This is a genomic window from Klenkia sp. AC732 (assembly GCF_979256525.1).
The window spans coordinates 59,716-77,763 of sequence record NZ_CEEDOS010000019.1 but is presented as its reverse complement, the minus strand read 5'-3'; the positions used below and the strand labels follow the sequence as shown (position 1 = coordinate 77,763).

Genomic DNA, 18,048 nt, shown 5'->3' with positions numbered 1-18,048 from the left:
CCGGTTCCGTCTGTGACGGAACCGGGGCCGTCCTCGGTGCTGCTACTGCGCGGAGCTCCGACCGGTGATGTCGGGGGCCATCACGCCGATGATGCGTTGCAGGTCGTCGACCGAGCCGAACTCGACGACGACCCGGCCCTTCGAGCGGCCGATCTGGATCTTGACCTTGGTCTCGAAGACGTCGGACAGCCGGCCGGCCAGCTCCTCGACCCCGGGGGCGGTGATGGTCCGCCGGGACTTCCGCTTGGCCTCGGGCTCGGCGGCGACCGCCAGCGCGACGGCCTCCTCGGTGGCCCGCACGCTCATGCCCTCGGCGACGATGCGGGTGGCGAGGGCGTCCATCGCCTCCGGGTCGGGCAGACCCAGCAGCGCCCGGGCATGGCCGGCGGACAGCACGCCGGCAGCGAGCCGGGTCTGCACCTTCACCGGCAGCTTCATCAGTCGGATGGTGTTGGTGACCTGCGAGCGGCTGCGGCCGATCTTGGCGGCGAGCTCCTCGTGGGTGGCGCCGAACTCCTCCAGCAGCTGCTGGTAGGCCGCCGCCTCCTCGAGCGGGTTGAGCTGCACCCGGTGGATGTTCTCCAGCAGGGCGTCGCGCAGCATCGCGTCGTCGGAGGTGTCCCGGACGATCGCCGGCACGGTCTGCAGCTCGGCCGCCCGCGCGGCGCGCAGCCGGCGCTCGCCCATGATGAGCTCGTAGCCGCCCTCGGGCCGCTCGCGCACGACGATCGGCTGCAGCAGGCCGAACTCCCGCACGGAGTGCGCGAGCTCCTCCAGCGCCTCGTCGTCGAAGACCAGGCGGGGCTGCTTGGGGTTGGGGACGACGTCGTCCACCGAGACCTCGCGCAGCTGGGCACCGGGGACGCCGGCCACCTCGGCCGGCAGGTCGGCGACCGGGGAGAGCGCCGGCGGCGGGGGCTCCTCGGTGAGACCGGCGGCCGCGCGCTCGGCGGCCGCCTCGACCGCCTCGGCGGCGCGGGCCGCCGGGGTGGCCGTCGGTGCGGGGGCGCTGGTGGGGATGAGGGCCGCCAGGCCCCGGCCGAGTCCGCCGCGCTTGCTCATGAGTTCTCCTGGGGACCTGATCGGACGCTCGCCACGGTCTCACCGAGGACGAGCGCGGACAGCGGGTGGGCCGCCGGGGGAGCGGCTGCCACTGCGGGGGTGGGCTGCACGGGCACCAGGGGTTCCAGGTCGACCCCCCGGAGCGCGAGCTCCCGGGCGGCCTCCACGTAGCTGGTGGACCCGCGCGAGCCCGGGTCGTAGGTCAGCACGGACTGCCCGTAACCGGGAGCCTCGCTGACCCGCACGTTGCGGGGGATGACCGAGGACAGCACCAGGTCCCCGAAGTGGTTGCGCACCTCGTCGGCGACCTGGTCGGCGAGCTTGGTCCGCCCGTCGTACATGGTCAGCAGGATGGTGCTCACCGAGATGCCCGGGTTCAGGTGCGCCCGGACCAGCTCGATGTTGGACAGCAGCTGACCCAGCCCCTCCAGCGCGTAGTACTCGCACTGGATGGGGATCAGCACCTCGTCCCCGGCGACGAGTGCGTTGAGCGTCAGCAGCCCGAGGGACGGCGGGCAGTCGATGAGGACGTAGTGCGGGCGCTCCTCGGCGGGCAGCGCGTGCAGGTGCGTCTCGATGGCCCGGCGCAGCCGGTGTTCCCGCGCGACCACGCTGACCAGCTCGATCTCGGCTCCGGCCAGGTCGATGGTGGCCGGGATGCAGCGCAGGTCGGGGGACGCGGTCGTCGGGTGGGTGACCTCGGCGAGCGTGGACTCACCCACCAGCGCGTCGTAGATGGACGGCGTGCCCACCGAGTGGTCCACACCCAGGGCCGTGCTGGTGTTGCCCTGCGGGTCCAGGTCGATCACCAGCACGCGCAGGCCGAACAACGACAGCGCGACGCCGAGGTTCACCGTCGAGGTGGTCTTCCCGACGCCGCCCTTCTGGTTGGCGATGGTGATGACCCGGATCCGCCCGGGGGCGGGGAAGGGCTCCTGCTCGTTCGCGTGCAGCACCCGAGTGGCCCGCATGGCCTCCATCGCGATGGGGCTGTCGAACTCGACACCGGCAGGCGGGGAGTCGGCGGCGAGACTGCTCCGCAGCCGTTCGCCTGGATCCGTCATGCCTGCGTCCTCCTCGCCCGACCGTGTTCCACGTGGAACGGGTCGGGTCCTGTAGCCAGTTCCACGTGAAACGCGCTCGTGGACTCGTTCCACGACCCAGCCTACGGGTCGCAGGTGGGTGTGCGGACCAGCCGCTCAGCGACCGCCGCGGGTCATGACGACGACCGTGGTGGCCGCCGACCCCAGCGACTCACCGACCGCCCGCACGTGCACGTCCCGCATCCCGGCCGCCGCGAACCGGGGGATCAGCGAGGGCACCTCGGCCGCCGCCTTGGCCCCGACGAGGGCGACCAGCTGGGCACCGGGCCGCAGCAGGGGCGTGCACCAGCCCACCAGCCGGGGGAGGGGTGCCACCGCCCGGGCGGTGACCACGTCGACCGGACCCACGGCGCGGCCGACGGACTTCTCCTCGGCCCGCCCGCGGACGACCCGCCAGTCCGTGCCCAGCGCGGCGACGACGTCCTCGAGGAACTCGACCCGGCGGGCCATCGGCTCCACCAGGGACAACGTCAGGTCCGGCCGCGCCAACGCCAGCGGGATGCCGGGCAGCCCGGCCCCGCTGCCGATGTCGACGACCCGGGCACCCTGGGGCACGGCCTCGGCGACCGCGGCGCTGTTGAGCACGTGCCGCTCCCACAGCCGGGGGACCTCGCGGGGACCGATCAGCCCGCGCACGACCCCGTCGCCGGCGAGCAGCTCGACGTAACGCCGAGCCAGTGGCAGGGCGTCACCGAAGACCGCCGCGGCGGTCGCTGGCTCCTCCGGCAGCTGCGGGGCGGTGGGTTCGGTGGGTTCCTCGGGCGACGTCACTTCTCGGGCAGGACCACGACGCGGCGGTTCGGCTCCTCGCCCTCGGACTCGCTGCGCACGCCGGCCGCGGCGGCGATGACGTCGTGCACGACCTTGCGCTCGAAGGGGTTCATCGCAGCCAGCCGCTCGGGCGCGCCGCTCTCGGCGACCCGGCTGGCGGCATCGCCGGCGAGCGCGGTGAGGTCGGCGCGACGCTGGGCCCGGAAGCCACCGACGTCGAGCATCAGCCGGCTGCGGGTCCCGGTGGACTGCGCCACGGCGAGCCGGGTCAGCTCCTGCAGGGCCTCCAGCGTGGCGCCCTCGGGCCCGATCAGGGTGGTCAGCTGACCCCCGACGACGGCGACGGAGGCGCGGTCGCCCTCCACGTCGAGGTCGATGTCACCGTCCACGTCGAGGATGTCCAGCAGCCGCTCCAGGTAGTCCCCGGCGACGTCGCCCTCGCGCACCAGGAGGTCGTCGGCCCCCTCGTCGTCGTCCTCGTCGTCCTCGTCGTCCCCGGCCTCCGCAGCGTCCCGTGCCGGGGCGTCCTCGGAGACGACGTCGACCGGCTCGACGACCGCGTCGGCCGAGGCCTCGTCGGCGTCGGGGAGCAGGGTCTCCCCGCCGTCGGTGGGCAGGACGGCGCCGGAGGTGGCCTCGGCGGTGACGGCGGTGACGGCGGTGTCCGGGCTCGCGGTGCTGTCGGTGCTGTTCTGCGGTGCGCTCACGTGGGTTCCTCCGGAGGAGTGCAGGCGGCCGGGTCGAGCCCGGTGGAGTGGGGGCCGGCGACGAGGCGACCGGCCGGGGGCCGCCTCACCTGGAGGGAGGCGGCCGGCGGTTCAGCGGCGTTTGCGCTTGCCGCGGTTGGCCGGGCCGGCGGACCCGCCCGAGGACCCGGACCGTGGGCGGGTGGTCCCCGATGCCGGGCGGCTGGCCCCGGTGCCCTCGGAGGCCGCGGTGGAGCCGGTGCCCTCGGCCGGGGTGTCGATGACCCCGTCGAGGTCGGCGTCGACGGCGGACGCGGGGCCCGAGGTCGCCGCGGGACGGCTCGTCTTGGGCCGGACGGGCTTGACACCGGGCTTGGGCGCGAGCAGCTTGGGGTCGATCCGGGGCTTGTCGGCCTCGGCCTTGGCCAGGGCGCCGGGCGACCCGGGCGGGGGCAGCTTCTTGAGGATGTAGAACTGCTGGCCCAGGGTCCACAGGTTGTTGGTGAACCAGTACAGCAGCACCAGGATCGGGAAGAAGAAGCCGGAGACGAAGAGGCTGATCGGCATGCCGTACAGCAGCAGCTTCTGGATCGTGGCGGCCTGGCCCTCGACCGGCCCGGAGCGCTTCTGGATCTGCTTCTGGGTGTAGAAGGTCGTGAAGCACATGATGATGATCAAGATGCCGGCGACGACCCGGATGCCGGTGTAGCTGCCGTCCGTCAGGCCCAGGATGGCCCGCTCCTTCTCGCCCACCATGTTGAACGAGGCGGCGATCGGGGCGGTGAACAGCTTGGCAGCGGCGGCCTGCTCGGTGAGGGTGTCCGACCAGCTGTAGAGCCCCTCCTTGCCGGGCGCGATGCGCCGCAGCACGTGGAACAGGCCGATGAAGATCGGGATCTGCGGCAGGATCGGCAGGCAGCCGGCCAGCGGGTTGACCCCGCGCTCCTTCTGCATGGCCATCATGGCCTGGCTGAAGCCCTGCTTGTCAGACCCGTACTGCTTGCGCAGCTTCTGGATCTCGGGCTGGATCTCCTGCATCGCCCGCTGGCTCTTCACCTGCTTGACGAACAGGCGGAACAGCAGGACGCGGATGGTCACCACCAGCATGACCACCGACAGCGCCCAGGCGATGCCGCCCGCCGGGTCCAGGAACGTGGAGAACAGTGCGTGCCACTGCTTCATCACCCACGCGATCGCGGTGTACAGCCAGTCAAGCAACGCCAGCCTCCTGCTGCGGGATCCGGCCGCCGGTGGGCCGGGGAGCTCGGGTGGGGCGGACGGCGGCTGCCGGTCCTGCCCCCGTGTCCGACGAGTGGACGTGCTGTGCGGTTCCTGGATCGGTGGCGGACCGTGTGGTGCCGGGCACCAGGTCGACGCCGCCGGGGTGCCAGGGGGCGCACTTGGCGATCCGGGCGACCGCCAGCCAGCTGCCCCGGGCCGCACCGTGCACCTGCACGGCCTCCTGGGCGTACTCGCTGCAGGTCGGGACGAACCGGCAGCGCGGGCCCAGCACCGGGCTGATCGCGCGCCGGTAGAAACCGACGGCGGACAGCAGCGCCCGGGCGGCCGGGCTGCTCACGGTCGGCCCCCGGAGGAGCCGGTCGTGCGGGCCGGCCGGGCGTCGAGCACCCGGTCCAGGCCACGGCTGAGGTCCCGGCGCATCGTGCCGACGTCGGCGGTGGCCGCCTCGGGCCGCGCCCGGACCACCAGGTCGGCACCGTCGGGCAGCCGGTGCAGCTCGTCGCGCACCAGGTGGCGCAGCTGACGGGTCACCCGGTGCCGACAGACCGAGTTGCCGACGGACTTGCCCACCACGAAACCGGCCCGCGGTCCGGCCGGAGGGTCCTGGGGACCCCCGGTACGGACGACGGGCCGTTCGGGCAGGTAGTGCAGCACCATGGTCGGACGCCCGGCACGCCGGCCGGAGCGGACGACCACGGTGAACTCCGGACGCCGGCGCAGGCGTGCCTGCGCGGGCAGCACCTCAGGCGGAGAGCTTGTCGCGACCCTTGCGGCGGCGGCCGGCGAGGATGGCGCGGCCGGCGCGGGTGCGCATCCGGAGCCGGAAGCCGTGCGTCTTGGACCGACGGCGGTTGTTCGGCTGGAACGTGCGCTTGCTCACGAGGTACTCCCACTGACGACGTCGAGGCGGTGGCCGGCCTGTCGGGCCGGCCACGCGGCGGTGCTGGTGGGCGCACGACGTGTGTCGCGGCCCGGTCCGCACCGAGGCTGGTCTGCTGCGGTCACGCACGGACAGCACGCAGGGCACACGTGCAGGACCGTCCGCTGTCCACAGACGCGACAAGCATAGCCGAGGAGGCCAGCGGCCCGGCGGACGGGAGGACAGCGGACCCGCCATGTTGCACCACGCACCCCCGGCGGGCCCCGGACGACGCGCCGGTGGGTGCCACCGGGTCCGGTGCCGGTCGTTGCCCGCCTGTGGATCCGGCTGTTAGCGTCGCCGCGCTGCCCGACTCCCGGGAGAACCCCCCGAACGCCGTCCCCGGACGGGTCCCGGACACCCGTCCGACCCGCCGTCCGGACCGGCCCACGGGCTCCTGACCTGGACGGACGCCCCGCACGCCGCGGGACGGCCGCCCACCGCCCCACCACGTCCCGACCTCTGTCCACAGACTGTGGACCCCGGTGTGGACGCCGAGGGTGGACGGGTCCACACCTGGGGAACGAGCGGGGGACGGAGCGGTCCGCCGCACCCGGCCCCCCAGCGGCCCCGCCACCGGACGACGTCGTCCGCACGGGTGTCCGGCGGGTGGCCACCGGCCCCCACGGGGGTGACGCCGGGGCACACGGCAGGGCAGGCTGCAGTCCTCCCCGTGCGCACGGGGACCATCGGCGCGACGCGAGCGACACGAGGAGCTCGGCACGCGACGCAGCGCGAGCACCGTCAGCACGACCAGCACCGCACCACCGGCACGGCACGGCACGACCAGCAGGGACCGCACCACCAGCACGGACGGCACGACCGACACGGCACCACCGCCGGCACGCGGCACGCACACGGGGACGCAGGGAAGGGGACACAGCCGATGGCCGACTCTCAGGTCGACCTGGCCACGGTCTGGGACGGCATCCGGGAGCGACTGGCCGGCAGCCTGTCCCCCCAGCAGAACGCGATGCTGAACCTGACCCGGCCGCTGGGTCTCGTCGAGGGCGTCGCCGTCCTGTCGGCGCCCAACGAGTTCACCCAGACGGTGCTGGAGTCCCGGATGCGGACGGCCCTCACCGACGCCCTGTCCGCGGAGTTCGGCCGGGAGATCAAGGTCGCCGTCCAGCTGGAGGACACCCCCAGCGAGGCCGCCCGCGACGCCGCCGCCGAGACCGCCGACAGCGGCTGGGACCGGCCCGCCGACCGGGTGCCCGACCGGGTGGCCGAGCAGCGCGACCGTCGTCCCGAGTGGGAGCGCGAGGACCGCGCGCGGGAGGACCGGGCCCGCGAGGACCGCGCCCGTGAGGACTGGCAGCGCGACCGCGAGGACGAGGACCGGGCCGCCCGCGCCCAGCTCGACGACGGCCGCAGCGCCTTCGGTGTGCGCAGCGACGCCCCGCGCACCGACGTCTGGCTGCCCGAGTCCGGTGACGGCCGGGACTGGTCGCGCGGCACCGCCTCGCGGGACTCCTACGACCGGGCCCCCGCCTGGGACCGGCCCCGCAACGACCCCCGACGACCGGCGCCCTGGGACGTCGACGACGCGGCCGGCGACCCCGGCTCCGACGACTCCTCGGCCGGCCGCGACCGTCCCGACGAGCGGGACCGCGACCGGGGTGGCAACGGCGGCGGCAACGGCGGCGGGAACGGCAACGGCCGGGGCAGCGTCCCGCTCTTCGCCGACCGTCGGTCCGGCGGCGGGGACCTGGGGCTCAACCCCAAGTACGTCTTCGACAGCTTCGTCATCGGCAACAGCAACCGGTTCGCCCACGCCGCCGCGGTCGCGGTCGCCGAGGCGCCGGCCCGGGCCTACAACCCGCTCTTCGTCTACGGCGACTCCGGGCTGGGCAAGACCCACCTGCTGCACGCGATCGGGCACTACGCGGCACGGATGTTCCCCAACGTCCGGGTCCGCTACGTCTCGACCGAGGAGTTCACCAACGAGTTCATCAACCTGGTGCACTCGGGCCGGGCCGAGGACTTCCGCCGTCGCTACCGGGACATCGACTTCCTGCTGATCGACGACATCCAGTTCCTGGAGCGTGCCGAGCGCACCCAGGAGGAGTTCTTCCACACCTTCAACACCCTGCACAACGCCAGCAAGCAGATCGTGATCACCTCCGACCGGCCGCCCAAGAAGCTGACGACGCTGGAGGACCGGCTGCGCACCCGCTTCGAGTGGGGGCTGATCACCGACGTCCAGGCGCCGGACCTGGAGACCCGCATCGCGATCCTGCGCAAGAAGGCGTGGGGGGAGCGGCTGCAGGCACCCGACGCGGTGCTGGAGTTCATCGCCAGCAAGGTGCAGACCAACATCCGCGAGCTCGAGGGTGCGCTGATCCGGGTGACGGCGTTCGCCAGCCTGAACAAGCAGCCCGTCGACCTCGCGCTGGCCGAGCTGGTGCTCAAGGACCTGATCAGCGACGAGCAGGGCCCGCAGATCACCGCGGCCATCATCATGGCGGCCACGGCCGAGTACTTCTCCGTGACGATGGAGGAGCTGCAGGGCGCCAACCGCTCCCGCACGCTGGTCAACGCCCGGCAGATCGCGATGTACCTGTGCCGTGAGCTGACCGAGCTGTCGCTGCCCCGGATCGGTGCCTCCTTCGGCGGCAAGGACCACACCACCGTGATGCACGCGGTCAAGAAGATCACCGGCCTGATGAGCGAGCGGCGGGCCACCTACACCCAGGTCACCGAGCTCACCGCCCGGATCAAGAGCCGCGCCCGCCAGTAGGGACGACGTCCGCCCGAGAGGCCCCCGACCCACGCGGTCGGGGGCCTCTCGTCGTCCTGGGCCGGGCCGCACGCGGGGTCCGTCGTCGACGGCCGCGGACCGGTGACCGCTGCCCCGCCACGTCGGTCACCGATCGGGTGACCCCCGGCGACCCGCCCGGGGGGCGTCGCCGTGTCGACCGACGCGCCTCACTCGTCCTGGTGACTCTGCGCAGTCGATCCGGGACCCCGCCGTCCCACGGATCCCGCTGTCCCCAGCTCTGTGCACAGGTTGGGGAGATCCCGTGCCGTCCGGGTCACGATTCGTGACGACGGACGGTGACCCCGTGTCCGTGCAGGTCAGCGGCCCGGTCGGTGACCGGCACCGATGACCGGCCGGCCGGGGACGGTCACCGGCCCTCGTCGTCCACACCGTATCCCCATGTCGACCCCAGGCAGACGGTCACCGGCCCACACCGGGCCAACAGCCCCACTCGGTGCCTGAGCAGCGGAAACAGGGCCTTTCCCCAGTACCCACACCCGTGATGACGGTGATGAGTGATGTCCCTCGGAGATTCCTTGAACCACACACTGGGTGTGCACGTGCCGGTCGCCGAGTCGACACCGACGAGCAGCAGCAGGGGCAGGGGTGCCGGTGGGGGGCTGTCGACGCCGGGCCCCCGGGCAGGGGAGACTGACCGCCGCAGGTGACCGGCGCGGCCGGTGACCGGACCCGGCGTGCACCAGCACGACCGCCGGCGGCACGGACCAGCGAGCACGGACCGAGCACGGACCAGCACAGCGCCAGACGAGCAGGGGTGGACACGACATGAAGTTCCGGGTGGCACGCGAGGTGCTCGCCGACGCGGTCGCGTGGACGGCACGCAGCCTCCCGCCGCGACCGTCGGTGCCGGTCTTGGCCGGGATCCTGCTGGAGGTCGAGGGCAGCTCGCTGTCGGTCTCGGGCTTCGACTACGAGGTCTCGGCCCGCTCCGAGGTCGACGTGTCCTCCTCCGAGGGCGGGCGCGCCCTGGTCCCGGGCCGGCTGCTGGCCGAGATCACCCGGGCCCTGCCGCCGCACCAGGTCGAGGTCGTCGCCGAGGGCGCCCGGCTGTCGATCACCTGCGGCAACGCGAAGTTCTCGCTGCCCACGCTGCCGGTCGAGGACTACCCCTCGCTGCCCTCGATGCCCTCCACCGCGGGTGTCGTGGACAGCGACGCCTTCGCCGAGGCCGTCGGACAGGTCGCCGTCGCGGCCGGGCGGGACGACACGCTGCCGATGCTCACCGGCGTCCGGCTCGAGATCGAGGACGACGTCGTCACCCTCGCCGCCACCGACCGCTACCGGCTGGCCGTCCGGGAGTTCGCCTGGCGCCCGGAGACCCCGGGTCTGTCGGCCGCCGTCCTGGTGCCCGCGCGGACCCTGGCCGATGCCGCCAAGACGCTGACCAGCGGCCCCGAGGTCGTGCTGTCGCTGTCCTCGGGCGGCTCCGGCGAGGGCATCCTCGGCATGAGCGGCAAGGACCGCCAGACCACGACCCGGCTGCTGGACGCCGAGTTCGTCAAGTACCGCGCGATCATGCCCAGCGAGTCCGCCTCGCACGCAACGCTGCCGGTCGGCCTGTTCACCGACGCCGCCAAGCGCGTGGCCCTGGTCGCCGAGCGGGGCACCCCGCTGCGCTGCGAGTTCACCCCGGGCCAGGTGACCCTGCGCGCCGGTGGCACCGACGACGAGGGCCAGGCCGAGGAGCGGTGCGACGTCGAGTTCGACGGTGACCCGCTGACCATCGGGTTCAACCCGACGTTCCTGCTGGACGGGCTGGCCGCGGTGCACACCGAGCGGGCCCGGATGGACTTCACCAGCGCGCTCAAGCCGGCCGTCCTGTCGGGCTCCTACGAGCCCGCCGGCGACGGTGACGGCGCGGCTCCCAAGCCGGGCAGCTACCGCTACCTGATCATGCCGGTGCGTCTCCCGGGGTGACCTGAGCTCGAATCGCGCCCGGCACCGCCGGGCGCGCACCATGGGTCCGCCACCGGGGCAGCGCCGCCGAGACCGGAGCAGGGCGACCCACCACTGATGCGAGGAGGACCGGCGTGCAGCTGGGGCTGATCGGACTGGGCAAGATGGGCGGCAACATGGCCGAGCGGCTGCGCCGCGCGGGCCACGAGGTCGTCGGGTACGACAACGCACCGGGCAAGCGGGACGTCGACAGCCTGCAGGGCCTGGTCGACGCGCTCGAGGCGCCCCGCGTGGTGTGGGTGATGGTCCCCAGCGGCGACCCGACGCGGCAGACGGTGAGCGCGCTCAAGGAGCTGCTCAGCGAGGGCGATGTCGTCGTCGACGGTGGCAACTCGAAGTTCACCGACGACAAGATCCACGCCGACGACCTGGCGACCGTGGGCATCGGCTACGTCGACGCCGGCGTCTCCGGTGGTGTCTGGGGCCTGGAGAACGGCTACGCGCTGATGGTCGGCGGCTCGAAGGAGGACGTGGCGAAGGTCCAGCCCGTCTTCGACGCCCTCAAGCCCCCGGCGCCGCAGGACGAGTCCGGCCAGGCCGTGCCCGGCGCGGGCTTCGTGCACGCCGGACCGGTGGGTGCCGGCCACTTCGCCAAGATGGTCCACAACGGCATCGAGTACGCGATGATGCAGGCCTACGGCGAGGGCTACGAGCTGCTGGCCGCCGTCGACCTGGTCGAGGACGTCCCGGGCGTCATCGCCTCCTGGACCCAGGGCACCGTCATCCGCTCCTGGCTGCTGGACCTGCTGGTCCGCGCGCTGCAGGAGGACCCGGGCCTGGACGACATCACCGGCTGGGCCGCCGACTCCGGCGAGGGCCGCTGGACCGTCGAGCAGGCGATCGAGCACGCCGTCCCGATGCCGGCGATCTCGGCGTCGCTGTTCGCCCGCTTCGCCTCCCGCCAGGACGACAGCCCGACGATGAAGGCCGTCGCCGCGCTGCGCAACCAGTTCGGCGGGCACGCCGTGCAGGCCAAGAAGCAGGAGGTCGAGGACCCCGCCTGAGCGGGAGCGTCGACGACTCCAGACTGGTCGGCCCCCTCGCAGGGGCCCGAGCCGAGCTCGCGAGGCTCGGGGCGCGAGGGGGTCCTCCATGTACGTCCGGCACCTCCAGTTGGGGTCCTTCCGCAGCTGGGACGCCGTCGACCTGCCGCTGACACCGGGGCCGACGGTCTTCGTCGGCCGCAACGGCCAGGGCAAGACCAACCTGGTCGAGGCGGTCGGCTACCTGGCGACGCTGGGCAGCCACCGGGTGTCCAACGACGCACCGCTGGTCCGGCACGGTGCGCAGCAGGCCGTCGTCCGGGCCGCGCTGCGCAAGGACGACCGCGAGCTGCTGGTCGAGGTGGAGATCAACCCCGGCCGGGCCAACCGGGTGCGGGTGAACCGCTCCCCGTTGCCCCGGCCGCGGGAGCTGCTGGGCCTGGTCAAGACGGTGCTCTTCGCGCCGGAGGACCTGGCACTCGTGCGGGGCGACCCGACCGAGCGCCGCCGGTTCCTCGACGACCTGTTGGTCAGCCGCACGCCGCGGCTGGCCGGCGTCCGGTCGGACTACGACCGGGTGCTCAAGCAGCGCAACGCCCTGCTCAAGACCGCGAAGCTGGCCCGCGGCGGGGCCATCGCCACGCTCGAGGTCTGGGACGGCCACCTCGCCGACCTGGGCGGCCAGCTGCTGGCGGCCCGGCTGCAGCTGGCCACCGACCTGGCCCCGCACGTGACCGCGGCCTACGCCGAGGTCGCCGGGCCCGGCAGCGACCCGGCGACCCTGGGCTACACCAGCACCGTGCCGATGGCCGGGGACGGGACGGCGTTCGTGCCCGGCCTGGGCCTGCCGACCGCGGCCGAGCTCACCGGGGCGTTGCGTCAGCGGGTCGAGGAGCGCCGCAAGGAGGAGGTCGACCGGGGGGTCACCCTGGTCGGCCCGCACCGCGACGACCTGGTGCTGCACCTGGGGCCGGCCCCGGCCAAGGGGTACGCCAGCCACGGGGAGTCCTGGTCGTTCGCGCTGGCGCTGAAGCTGGCCTGCTTCCAGCTGCTGCGCGCCGACGGCGAGGAGCCGGTGCTGGTGCTCGACGACGTGTTCGCCGAGCTGGACGCCGGCCGGCGGACCGCGTTGGCCGAGGTGGCCGGCACCGCCGAGCAGACCCTGATCACCGCCGCCGTCGCCGAGGACGTGCCCGAGGCGCTGCGCGGCACCCGGGTGCTGGTCACCGGCGGCACCGCGACGGTGCTGGAGGACGGGCCACCGGACGACGGGCCACTGGACGACGAGGCACCGGACGACGAGGCACTGGACGACGAGGCACTGGACGACGAGGCACCGGTCGACGGGCGACTGGAGGACGGGGAGGTGGCCACCCGTGGCTGAGGAGCGACCGGCCCGGCCCAGCGACATCGCCCGGGCCGCGCTGGACGCGGCGCGGGCGGCGTCCGCGGCCCGCCCCAAGCCCACCCGGCGCCGGGTCGCCGGTCCGCGCCGGTCCTGGACCGGTGCGCACCCCGGCGCGGACGACCCGCAGACCCTGGGTGCACTGGTCGACTCCCTGGTCAGCCAGCAGGACTGGAGCGAGCGGACCAAGGTCGGGTCGGTGTTCGGCCGCTGGGACTCCCTGGTCGGCCCGGAGATCGCCGCGCACTGCGCCCCGCAGTCCCTGAGCGAGGGCGAGCTGACCGTCGTCGCGGAGTCCACCGCGTGGGCGACCCAGCTGCGCATGATGGCCCCGACGATCCTGGCCCGGCTGCACGGTGGGTTGGGCGGCGGCGTCGGTGGGGACGTCGTGACCCGGTTGCGCGTTGTCGGACCGACGGCACCCAGCTGGAAGAAGGGCCCGCGCACGGTCCGCGGCCGCGGACCCCGCGACACCTACGGCTGAGGCCCCACCTCGAGCCACCACCCCCCCGAACGAGAGCGAGCCCCGATGACCACCCCCCGCGACGGCGACCCCGGCGGCGCAGACGAGCGTCCCGAGGACCAGCGCGGCTGGTCCGAGCCCGACCACCGCAGCGGTGCCGACGCCGCCCGCCGCGGGGAGACCCCGCCGGACGGCGGTGCACCGTCCGGCGGCGCGACCCCGGCCGGCGGCGCGACCCCGGCGGGTGGCGACGCCGACCGGGGCTGGGAGCCCCCGGGCTGGTCGCTGCCCAGCGCCGAGCCCGAGCGGCCCCAGCAGCCGTGGCAGCCCCCGCAGTGGCAGCAGCCCCAGGGCGACCAGCCGCAGAGCCACCAGCCCCAGAGCCACCAGCCGCAGAGCCACCAGCCCCAGCAGGACTGGGACGCGCCGCGGTCGCCCGAGCCCTGGGACACCCCCCAGCAGCAGCCCCAGCAGGCCCCGCCCGAGCGCCGCCGCGGTGGGCTGTTCGGCGGCCTCTTCGGCGGCGGCCGGGGCGCGTCGGGCCCGGAGACCCAGGGCTGGGAGCAGCCCGCCCCGCCCCCCGTCGACCCCACCGACCGGTACGGCCTGCGCGCCTGGGGCACTGCGCTGGGCTGGACGGCGACCGACGGCACCGGCCCCGAGGACGCCGCGATCACCGCGCTGGTGCGCACCGCCCCGATCCGGCCCGGCAAGGACGACGTCCCCACCAACGTGCTGCGCGGGCGGGCCGACGGGCTGGACCTGGTCGCCTTCGACGTCGTCTCCCCCTACGGCCGGGGCTGGGTGGCCACCCACGCGGTGACCGCCGCCCCGCTGCTGGGCCAGGTGCCCGCGCTGCGGCTGGGCCCGGCCCGGCTGTGGCGGCACGGCACCGGCGGCATGCTGCAGATCCCCAGCGGCGACCCCGAGTTCGACCAGCGCTGGGTGCTGCTGACCCGCGAGGACGGCCCACAGGTCCGCCGCCTGGTCGACGACCCGGTGGTCCGGCAGGCCCTGCTGGGCAGCGACGACGGCGACGAGCTCTGGACGGCGGAGGGCTTCGTGGCCGCCGTCCGGCCCGACGCGCAGCGCCCGCTGCTGGTCCAGCACCACGCCCGGCTGCTGGCCGCGGTGACCGCCGCCCTGGCCGCGGGGTGACCCAGCCCCCTGCCGGGGGCCCGACACCGACGCCGGCGGCGGGGCTGCGCGAGCTGCTGCCGCTGCTGCGTCCGCACAAGCGGGCGCTGGTCGCGGCCGCGGTGCTCTCGCTGGTGTCGGCCGCGGCCGCGCTGGCCCAGCCGCTGCTGGTGTCCCGGGTGGTGTCGGCGGTCGGTTCGGGCGGCGCGCTGCTGCCCGGCGTCGCCACGCTGGTGGTCGTGCTGGTCGCGGCCGCCGTGCTCGGTGCCGGCCAGCAGTACCTGCTGCAGCGCACCGCCGAGGGCGTCGTGCTGTCCACCCGCCGGACGCTGGCCGACCGGCTGCTGCGGCTGCCGGTCGCCGAGTACGACCGGCGGCGCACCGGGGACCTGATGAGCCGGGTCGGCTCGGACACCACGCTGCTGCGGGCCACGGTCACCAGCGGTGTCGTCGAGGTCGGCGGGTCGCTGGTGCTGGGGGTCGGTGCGCTGATCGCGATGGCGCTGGTCGACGTCTGGCTGCTGCTGGTGACGCTGGCGTCGGTGTCGATCGGCGTGGGCACCGCGATCGCCGCGGCCCGCCGCGTCCGGGTGCTGTCCCGGCAGGCCCAGGAGCAGGTCGGCGCGATGAGCGCCGCGGTGGAGCGGGCACTGTCCGCCGTCCGCACCATCCGGGCCAGCGGCGCGACCGGCCGGGAGGTCGACACGGTCGGCTCGTCGGCGGAGAAGGCGTTCACCGCCGGGGTCGCGGTGGCCCGGCTGCAGGCGCTGGTCGCCCCGGCCAGCGGCATCGCGATCCAGGGCGCGTTCCTGGCGGTGCTGGGCCTGGGTGGCTACCGGGTGGCCACCGGCGCGATCTCCATCGCCGACCTGATCGCCTTCATCCTCTACCTGTTCCTGCTGGTCCAGCCGCTGGGCCAGGTCATCCGGGCCTACACCGAGCTGCAGACCGGGCTGGGTGCCCTGGCCCGGGTGCAGGAGGTCCTCGCCCTCACCCCCGAGGACGACGACGTCCCCGAGCGCCCCGGGACGACGACGGCGCCGCGACTGCCCGCGGCCGGTGACCCCACCCCGCTGCTGGAGCTGCGCGACGTCGACTTCGACTACCCCGACGGCACCCGGGTGCTGCACGGGGTGTCCTTCGCGGTCCCCGCCGGCACCCGGACGGCGCTGGTCGGGCCGTCGGGTGCGGGCAAGTCCACGCTGCTCGCGCTGGTCGAGGGCTTCTACCCGCTGTCCGGTGGGTCGGTCCGCTGGGCCGGCACCGACGTGCGGGAGCTGCCGCGGGCGGTGCTGCGGGCCGGGATGGGCTACGTCGAGCAGGAGGCGCCGGTGCTGGCCGGCACGATCCGGGAGAACCTGCTGCTGGCCGCCCCGGACACCGCCGAACCGGCGCTGTGGGCGGTGCTCGAGGCGGTCGGGCTGACCCCGGTGGTGGCCCGGTCCCCGCTGGGCCTGGACGTGCTGGTCGGCGACGACGGCGTGCTGCTGTCCGGTGGGGAGCGGCAACGGCTGGCGATCGCCCGGTCGCTGCTGGCCCGCCCGGCGCTGCTGCTGCTGGACGAGCCGACCGCCAGCCTGGACGCCCGCAACGAGACCCTGCTGCGCCAGACGCTGGCCACCGCCGCGCAGGACCGGGCGCTGCTGGTGGTGGCGCACCGGCTGTCCACGGTGCGCGACTCCGACCAGATCGTGGTCCTGGACGGCGGCCGGGTGGTCGCCGTGGGCACGCACGACGAGCTGGTCGAGAGCGACCCGCTGTACCGGGAGCTCGCCACCGCCCAGCTGCTGGTCTGATGGGACCCGTGTCGCGCGTCCGCACCGCCGTCCTGCCGGCCACCGTCCTGCTGGTGACCGTGCTGCTGGGGGGCACCGCCTGCACCCAGCAGGTGAGCGGGTCGGCGTCCCCGGGGGCGACGACCGCCGCGGCGACGTCCGCACCCACCAGCACGCCGGTGCCGACCCCGTCCCCGTCCGCGGCCCCCTCGCCGGCGACGCCGACGGCCCCGGCGCAGCGGCTGGACGCCGGCCCGGTCGCCGACGGCGCCGCCGCGACGGTCAGCGGCACCGGCCCCGCCACGGTGACCTACGGCGTCGGTGCGTTCGCCCTGGTCACGGCCCTGGACTGCACCGCCTGCACCGCCGACGGGGTGCTGACCGAGCCCGGTCGGAGCACCTCGCTGGTCGGCGGGGTCGCGCCCTGGTCCGGGCAGGGCCTGACCAACGTCACCGACGACGGCACCGTGGCCGGTGAGCTGTGGGTCCTCGCCCAGGGCCCCTGGACCCTCACGCTGAGCAGCTGGAACGACCTGCCGCCGACCCACGGCCCACAGACGGTCACCGGGTCGGCGGTCATCCGGTTGGCCGACGCCGCCCCGGTGTTCCGCTTCGACTGGGCTCCCGCCGCCCCCGGTGACGAGCTGTGGGCCCGGGCGTACTCGAGCCCGGCGCCCGAGGAGATGCGGGTCTTCGGCAACACCGAGGCCTACTCGACCGTGGTGGAGACCCCGATGCCCGGCGTGCTGGCCGTGCGGACCTCGGGCACCTGGACGGTCACGCCCGGGGGCTGACCGCCCCACCCAGGGCCTCGCGGACGGCGTCCTCGAAGCCCAGCCGCGGCGGTGACCCGATCAGCCCGGCGAGGTCGTCCTCGCCGGCGACCACGGTGTTGCCCAGGCTCTCGACCAGCGAGCGGGCCAGCTCCCTGGACACCGGGGTGAGCAGGTCGATGCCCAGCGCGGCCAGCGCCGGGCTGCCGACGGGCACCGGCAGGAACCGCCGTCGGCCCAGTCCGGCCACCGCGGCGTAGCGCTGCACCAGCTCGGCGTAGGTCATCACGTCGGGACCGGCGACGTCGAAGGCCCGGTTCACGTGGGCCGGGAGAGCGGCCGCGCCCACCAGCGCCGTGACGACGTCGCGCAGCGCGACCGGCTGCACGCGGGTGCGCACCCAGGCCGGGGCCGGCAGGACGGGCAGCCGTTCCGTCACGTGCCGCAGCATCTCGAAGCTCGCCGACCCCGCGCCGACCACGATCGCCGCACGCAGCACCGCCGTCGGCACCCCGGAGGACAGCAGCAGCGCGCCGACCTCCTCGCGGGAGCGCAGGTGGTCCGACAGCGCCTCGCCGGTGGGGCGCGGCCCGCCCAGGTAGACCAGCCGGGACACCCCGGCCCGGCGGGCGGCGCGGGCCACGACCCGGGCGGTGGCCCGGTCGGCCGCGGCGAACCCGGGCCCGGCGTCCAGGGAGTGCACCAGCCAGTGCACGACGTCGACGTCCGCGCAGGCCCGGGCCGTCCCGACCGGGTCGGCGGCGTCGGCGACGGTCAGCTCGACGTCCTCCCGCCACGGCCGGTCGGCGACCCGGTCGGCGTCGCGGGTCAGCACCCGCACGGTGTGCCCGGCGGCCAGCAGGGCGGGGACCAGCGCACCGCCGACGTGCCCGGAGGCACCGGTCACCAGCACGCGCAGCGGGGGGGTCACACCCACGAGTGTGCTGGCCGGGCGCCGAGTGGACGAGACGGCGCCGTACCGACACGA

The 18,048-nt window shown here is 74.7% G+C and carries 17 protein-coding genes; 8 read left to right on the top strand and 9 right to left on the bottom strand.

Annotated elements, in window-relative coordinates; genetic code table 11:
* Positions 1 to 42: 42 nt before the first annotated feature.
* The 8 genes from AC0IVP_RS11205 to rpmH all read right to left on the bottom strand — a co-directional run bounded on the left by AC0IVP_RS11205 (position 43) and on the right by rpmH (position 5,744).
* Positions 43 to 1,062 (bottom strand): ParB/RepB/Spo0J family partition protein, encoded by a 1,020-nt coding sequence (locus AC0IVP_RS11205; protein WP_471756602.1) that lies wholly within the window; start codon positions 1,060 to 1,062, stop codon positions 43 to 45.
* Positions 1,059 to 2,126, bottom strand: coding sequence for a ParA family protein (locus AC0IVP_RS11200; protein WP_056296131.1), 1,068 nt, complete (start codon positions 2,124 to 2,126; stop codon positions 1,059 to 1,061). The genes AC0IVP_RS11205 and AC0IVP_RS11200 overlap by 4 nt, the downstream gene beginning before the upstream one ends.
* Before the next feature lie 135 nt (positions 2,127 to 2,261).
* A complete protein-coding gene (gene rsmG / locus AC0IVP_RS11195; protein WP_056296134.1) occupies positions 2,262 to 2,936 on the bottom strand; it encodes a 16S rRNA (guanine(527)-N(7))-methyltransferase RsmG in 675 nt (224 codons plus the stop codon).
* Positions 2,933 to 3,643 carry a Jag family protein gene (locus AC0IVP_RS11190; RefSeq protein ID WP_471756600.1) on the bottom strand — a complete coding sequence of 237 codons (711 nt, stop codon included), beginning with the start codon at positions 3,641 to 3,643 and terminating at the stop codon, positions 2,933 to 2,935. The genes rsmG and AC0IVP_RS11190 overlap by 4 nt, the downstream gene beginning before the upstream one ends.
* Before the next feature lie 111 nt (positions 3,644 to 3,754).
* Entirely contained in the window at positions 3,755 to 4,840 is a 1,086-nt protein-coding gene (gene yidC, locus AC0IVP_RS11185; RefSeq protein WP_471756598.1) for a membrane protein insertase YidC, read from the bottom strand.
* Positions 4,833 to 5,201 (bottom strand): membrane protein insertion efficiency factor YidD, encoded by a 369-nt coding sequence (yidD, locus tag AC0IVP_RS11180; protein ID WP_056296143.1) that lies wholly within the window; start codon positions 5,199 to 5,201, stop codon positions 4,833 to 4,835. The genes yidC and yidD overlap by 8 nt, the downstream gene beginning before the upstream one ends.
* Complete coding sequence (gene rnpA, locus AC0IVP_RS11175) at positions 5,198 to 5,605, bottom strand: ribonuclease P protein component (protein WP_471756596.1); 408 nt, start codon at positions 5,603 to 5,605, stop codon at positions 5,198 to 5,200. Before rnpA ends, yidD begins: the two co-directional genes overlap by 4 nt.
* Before the next feature lies 1 nt (position 5,606).
* Positions 5,607 to 5,744, bottom strand: a complete 138-nt coding sequence (gene rpmH, locus AC0IVP_RS11170; protein WP_056296149.1) for a 50S ribosomal protein L34 — start codon at positions 5,742 to 5,744, stop codon at positions 5,607 to 5,609.
* 925 nt (positions 5,745 to 6,669) lie between these two features.
* Here rpmH and dnaA point away from each other — a divergent pair.
* From dnaA to AC0IVP_RS11130, 8 genes are all read left to right on the top strand, one after another.
* Positions 6,670 to 8,526, top strand: a complete 1,857-nt coding sequence (gene dnaA, locus AC0IVP_RS11165; RefSeq protein ID WP_471756594.1) for a chromosomal replication initiator protein DnaA — start codon at positions 6,670 to 6,672, stop codon at positions 8,524 to 8,526.
* 807 nt (positions 8,527 to 9,333) lie between these two features.
* Positions 9,334 to 10,485, top strand: a complete 1,152-nt coding sequence (dnaN, locus tag AC0IVP_RS11160; protein ID WP_056296155.1) for a DNA polymerase III subunit beta — start codon at positions 9,334 to 9,336, stop codon at positions 10,483 to 10,485.
* Positions 10,486 to 10,598: 113 nt separating this feature from the next.
* On the top strand, positions 10,599 to 11,528 hold the full coding sequence (gene gnd, locus AC0IVP_RS11155) for a phosphogluconate dehydrogenase (NAD(+)-dependent, decarboxylating) (protein ID WP_056296157.1): 930 nt from the start codon (positions 10,599 to 10,601) through the stop codon (positions 11,526 to 11,528).
* An 88-nt stretch (positions 11,529 to 11,616) separates the two neighbouring features.
* Entirely contained in the window at positions 11,617 to 12,891 is a 1,275-nt protein-coding gene (gene recF / locus AC0IVP_RS11150) for a DNA replication/repair protein RecF (RefSeq protein WP_471756592.1), read from the top strand.
* Positions 12,884 to 13,396, top strand: a complete 513-nt coding sequence (locus tag AC0IVP_RS11145; protein ID WP_056296160.1) for a DciA family protein — start codon at positions 12,884 to 12,886, stop codon at positions 13,394 to 13,396. The genes recF and AC0IVP_RS11145 overlap by 8 nt, the downstream gene beginning before the upstream one ends.
* A 45-nt stretch (positions 13,397 to 13,441) precedes the next feature.
* Positions 13,442 to 14,533 (top strand): hypothetical protein, encoded by a 1,092-nt coding sequence (locus AC0IVP_RS11140; protein ID WP_471756590.1) that lies wholly within the window; start codon positions 13,442 to 13,444, stop codon positions 14,531 to 14,533.
* Complete coding sequence (locus AC0IVP_RS11135; RefSeq protein WP_082556945.1) at positions 14,530 to 16,308, top strand: ABC transporter ATP-binding protein; 1,779 nt, start codon at positions 14,530 to 14,532, stop codon at positions 16,306 to 16,308. Before AC0IVP_RS11140 ends, AC0IVP_RS11135 begins: the two co-directional genes overlap by 4 nt.
* Positions 16,309 to 16,316: 8 nt before the next feature.
* Entirely contained in the window at positions 16,317 to 17,081 is a 765-nt protein-coding gene (locus AC0IVP_RS11130) for a hypothetical protein (protein ID WP_471756588.1), read from the top strand.
* On the opposite strand, the gene AC0IVP_RS11125 is transcribed toward AC0IVP_RS11130, so the two are convergent.
* The gene (locus AC0IVP_RS11125; RefSeq protein WP_471756586.1) at positions 17,065 to 17,991 is read right to left on the bottom strand and encodes an NAD(P)H-binding protein; all 927 of its coding nucleotides are present in this window, start codon (positions 17,989 to 17,991) and stop codon (positions 17,065 to 17,067) included. The genes AC0IVP_RS11130 and AC0IVP_RS11125 overlap by 17 nt on opposite strands.
* Between the last annotated feature and the right edge of the window lie 57 nt (positions 17,992 to 18,048).